5 protein-coding genes and 1 riboswitch are annotated in these 4,640 nt (G+C 38.9%); of the genes, 1 reads left to right on the plus strand and 4 read right to left on the minus strand.

The window, feature by feature from the left end:
• Positions 1–1,485: D-alanyl-D-alanine carboxypeptidase/D-alanyl-D-alanine endopeptidase (gene dacB / locus C9J34_RS17200; RefSeq protein WP_238600692.1), on the plus strand; the 1,485-nt coding region annotated here is incomplete at its 5' end.
• Between the two features lie 120 nt (positions 1,486–1,605).
• Here the strand turns inward: dacB and C9J34_RS17205 are convergent.
• Genes C9J34_RS17205 through C9J34_RS17220 form a run of 4 tightly spaced genes read right to left on the minus strand, consistent with a single transcriptional unit; the run spans position 1,606 to position 4,241 of the window.
• A complete protein-coding gene (locus C9J34_RS17205) occupies positions 1,606–2,445 on the minus strand; it encodes an energy-coupling factor ABC transporter ATP-binding protein (RefSeq protein WP_107841411.1) in 840 nt (279 codons plus the stop codon).
• Positions 2,442–3,215 carry a cobalt ECF transporter T component CbiQ gene (cbiQ, locus tag C9J34_RS17210; RefSeq protein ID WP_107841412.1) on the minus strand — a complete coding sequence of 258 codons (774 nt, stop codon included), beginning with the start codon at positions 3,213–3,215 and terminating at the stop codon, positions 2,442–2,444. The genes C9J34_RS17205 and cbiQ overlap by 4 nt, the downstream gene beginning before the upstream one ends.
• A 5-nt stretch (positions 3,216–3,220) precedes the next feature.
• Positions 3,221–3,493: an energy-coupling factor ABC transporter substrate-binding protein gene (locus C9J34_RS17215; RefSeq protein WP_107841413.1), complete on the minus strand. Its 273-nt coding sequence runs from the start codon at positions 3,491–3,493 to the stop codon at positions 3,221–3,223.
• Between the two features lies 1 nt (position 3,494).
• Positions 3,495–4,241: an energy-coupling factor ABC transporter permease gene (locus C9J34_RS17220; protein WP_107841414.1), complete on the minus strand. Its 747-nt coding sequence runs from the start codon at positions 4,239–4,241 to the stop codon at positions 3,495–3,497.
• A gap of 139 nt (positions 4,242–4,380) precedes the next feature.
• A riboswitch (cobalamin riboswitch) is annotated at positions 4,381–4,567 on the minus strand.
• Between the last annotated feature and the right edge of the window lie 73 nt (positions 4,568–4,640).

Here is a 4,640-nt window from a genome sequence, read left to right on the forward strand (position 1 = left end):
TCATCCTATAAAACATCGAGAGATAAAAACCTTAAATATAATATACAAGGAGAGCTACATGATATGAAAAAGCTAATACAAATCTTCCTTGTCTTCATCCTGCTCATCAGCTTGCCATTAACAACGAAAGCGCACGTGTTAGAACAAGCTGTCACAAAAAATTTAGGTAAAGCCAATACAAGTGTATCATTGCGTTCCTTAACAACAGGTAATATTTTATATGAACATAATGGGCACACACTCATGAAGCCCGCGTCTACTTTAAAGCTATTAACAGGAAGTGCAGCATTACATGTATTAGGAAAGGATTATACGTTCACAACAGACCTTTACATTGATGGTATTATAACAAATGGAACATTGCATGGAGATGTGTATATCAAAGGTGGGGGAGATCCTACATTACAGCAGCAGGACTTTTTGATATTTGCGACAGTGTTAAAACGCCACGGTATTCGCAAGGTAGAAGGGCATTTATATGGTGATGATAGTGCATTTAGTGGCCAGGTATTAACACCAGGTATCGCCAAGCAAGATGAAACGGAATATTATGCGGCGCGGATATCTGCTTTGACAATGTCACCAAATGCAGATTATGATGCTGGGACGGTCATTGTACAAGTAACAGGAAATACAGCTAAAAAAGCCCCAAGCTTTACTGTGCTGCCCAACACAAGTGGTATGAAATTTGTGAATCAAGCAAAAACAGTAGCGAAAACAGGTAAAAATACGTTAACTGTAAAAAGACAATATGGCTCAAATACAGTTGTGCTAACAGGAAATATTCCTCAAGGTAGCACAGTGAAAAAATGGGTTACCTTGCAAGACCCAACGATTAATACACTACATGCTATTAAAAATACGTGGCAATCCGCCGCTTTAAACGTTGCACAAGTATCGGTTGGGCGTAAAATGGTTCCTACAACAGCGCAAAAATTATATACGAAGGAATCGTTGCCACTACATAAGCTTTATCCTGTTTTTATGAAGTTAAGCAATAATAGCATTGCCGATATACTCGTAAAAACATTAGGACGAGAGGTACATGGTGTTGGCAATACGGAAAACGGGGTAGCTGTCTTGCGTGATTATGCTTCATCATTAGGATTAAACATCTCACAATGGCGCTTTGAGGATGGCTCAGGCATGTCTCATGCGAACCGTGTATCTGCCAATGAGTTGACGGCCTTGCTCACAACAATGCAGCAGCAGCCAATTTATTCGAGTTTTTATCAAGGTTTGCCAATTGGTGGACAGCCGAATCGCCTTGTCGGAGGCTCTTTACGCACACGCTTTGATACAAATGGGTTACGAGGGCGTGTGATGGCGAAAACAGGCAGTATTACAAATGTTTATACATTGTCAGGCTATGTCACAGCAAAAAGTGGTCGCCAATACGCCTTTGCCATCATGACTGACAAGAAAAATGCACAGGCGATGAAACAAATTGACCGCCTAGTGGAAACGATTGTTCAAAATTATTAAGGAAGAAGCATGTAAAGATTATGTGATATAAAAGAATAATTTTGATATTAAAATAAACGATCATTAAACAACCCCCCTATAAGAGTAGACGATAAAAAAATCTCTCTTATAGGGGGATTTTTAATGCTGAGCCAAGATAATTTGTTGTAAATCTATCTTAGAGCGCGGCATTATCGTATCAGGATTTAATAGCTGTTGCTGTTGCAAGAGACAGGCCATTTCAAAGACCCAAGGACGTTCGAGATGCGCTTTTGCCAACAGTGCATCTTGATAAAATAAAGCAATAGGGTCTCCATTATAAATAATTTTCCCTGCCTCCATCACTATGATTTGATCTGCCCATTCGTAGGCCAGTTGAATATCATGTGTAGCCAACAAAATAGTGCGCTCACTATTCTCTAATTTTTTTAAACAACGTAAAATTTGCGCAGCATAATAATTATCTAATCCAGCAGTTGGTTCGTCTAACAATAAAACAGAAGGCTCCATTGCCAAAATGCCAGCAATAGCTACGCGTTTTTTCTGCCCCATACTTAAAAAGTGAATGGGTTTGTCAAGCAAATCCTCGACTTCCGTTTGTGTTACAGCCCATGCTATTTTTTCCTCGATTTTTTCCATGGACCAACCAAGATTTAATGGACCAAAGGCAATATCTTGCTTCACAGTACCTGCAAAAAGCTGATTGTCTGCATCCTGAAAAACAATTCCTACTTGTTGCCGCAATTTTTGATTTGCTTTTTTGTTATAGGATAATGGTTGACCGCAAAAAGAAATGGTTCCTGTAGTCGGTTGTAAAATACCGTTGAGATGTTGAAACAATGTAGACTTACCAGCCCCATTATGACCGAGCAGCGCAATTTTTTTGCCCTTTGGTAATGTCAAGGTAATATCAGTTAATGCATGTGTCCCATCTGTATAGATGTGTGATACTTGCTGTAAATCAAAGTAAGGGTTTGTCATAAGAAAATACCTCCATATAAAACGAGCGCTAGCCATATTGCGCCAATCACGATCCAATTTCTTTTGTTATAGGCCATATCCTCTTTCCAATAAACCATTTGCCCACCGCGCGCTTGCATCGCGTTGTTTAGCTCATAGCTACGTTGAAACATTTCCACAAATAAAGAAGCGATTAGCATTGAAATGGAATGCAGCCATTGTCTAGGAGAGGTATAGCCTAAACGTGCTTGCTGGGCAAGATGAATTTTGTGCATACTGCTAAAAAACATAAAAATAAAACGATAAGTAAGCTCGACAAGTTCTATCAACAAATGAGGTAATCGCCATTGTCGCAATACATAGCAAATGGCTTGTACCGATGTTGTTAAAATTAAAAAATACAAACAGCTTATACTCCCAAGAACAGTGAAAAAGAGATGTGTCGCTGTCTCAACGCTTGCCACCCCGATAAAAAGAGTCCACTGGAAAAATGGGTATGCCCAAAGATGTGGTGGGAGGTTCGCTGTAGCAGGCGCAATGGATAGCAAAATAGACACAAGGCTAGATAATAAGAAGAACCCTGGTAATACTAATAATTTCGCATAATATTTTACGGGAATTTTTGCCCCCAAGATGGTAAAAGCACTCATTACAAAAAATGTAATGAGTGAAATTTGTGCATTCTGCATAGCCAATGATACTAATAATAAACTGATAGATAATATTATTTTTTCAAGAGGGTGAACGGATGCGAGCTTGTTGATATAAGCATACTTATCAATAAGTAGCATCGTCTTTAACCAGCCTTATGTTTTCTGCGCATATAACCGAAGAAATAACCGATAAAACCAGCCCCGATGGCAGCTTGTAATGCAAATAATAAACTTTCAATTTCACCACTTGGTGGCTCCCATAAGCTTTCAAACCACGGTGTGTAGTTTTCATCAATTTCAGTAATTGCCGCTTCTGCTTCTCCATCAGCCCCGCCAAATTCAGCATCTGTTTGGATAAATAACGGGATGATTGCTAATAGCACAACAATGGCTAATAGCCATAAATTTTTTTTCATTTTAATGTGCCTCCTTTGCTGAGAATACACGAAGTGCTTTTAATTCATTGACATTATATTTTCTTAAGAAGTTAATGACAATTACAGTTAAAATGCCTTCACTCACAGCAAGTGGTATTTGTGTTAGCGCAAAAATACCTGAGAATTTCGCAAATGAAGCAGCAAAGCCACCTACTTCAGATGGGAAAGCCAATGCTAATTGAAGAGAAGTGACAATATATGTACCTAAATCACCAAGCATGGCTGCTAAAAAAACAGCAATCGAAAAAGATAAACCGACTTTTTGTGCGCCCTTAAATACGTAGTAAGCAATAAATGGTCCAGCAATCGCCATTGAAAAAGCATTCGCCCCTAATGTTGTGAGCCCCCCATGTGCAAGTAACAATGCTTGGAATAGCAAAACAATAGAGCCAATGACACTCATAGCTAACGGGCCAAAAAGAACTGCTCCAAGTCCTACACCTGTTGGGTGGGAGCAACTGCCTGTCACCGATGGGATTTTTAATGCTGATAATACGAAGGCAAAAGCACCAGATAAGCCTAGTAGCATTTTTGTTTCAGGATTTGATTCAATTGTTTTGCGAATAGAACGTAAGCCTAAAATAATAAACGGTAGGGAGATAACCCACCAAAATATAGCCCACTGGAGAGGTAAAAACCCTTCCATAATATGCATAGCGAATGCACGTTGTGGTACAAATAGTAGTGCAAGTAAAAAATAACCTAGCTTCCATCCTGAAAATCTCATGTTTAATCCCCCTTCCATAATTTTTCGATAGTCCTATGCGAAAATAAAAAAACACCTTTCCACTAAATTAGGAAAAGCGCTCAGCTCAAATAAACCACATGTAATTGGCTAAGTCGCACACCTATCCTCGTAGGTTAAAACGATCATCATTTTTTCGGCAGGTCTCCTGGCTTTAGTTCAATGTTTTACAGACCTTCCCATCCATTGGACAGTGGTATCATCTATAAAACTCCCTATTAACAGTGGCGGGACCGCACCGGATTCACACCGGTTTCCCTTTTAAGCAAAATGGGGTAACATTTTGCACCGAAAAAAACGAAATTGTGAGATTTCAAGAAAAGTGTAACATGAACAATAAACAAAATACTATCTTTTTTTAGAATATTTATCATAATTCAG

Origin of the sequence: Metasolibacillus meyeri (assembly GCF_003049505.1) — a bacterium.
Classification (GTDB): domain Bacteria; phylum Bacillota; class Bacilli; order Bacillales_A; family Planococcaceae; genus Metasolibacillus; species Metasolibacillus meyeri.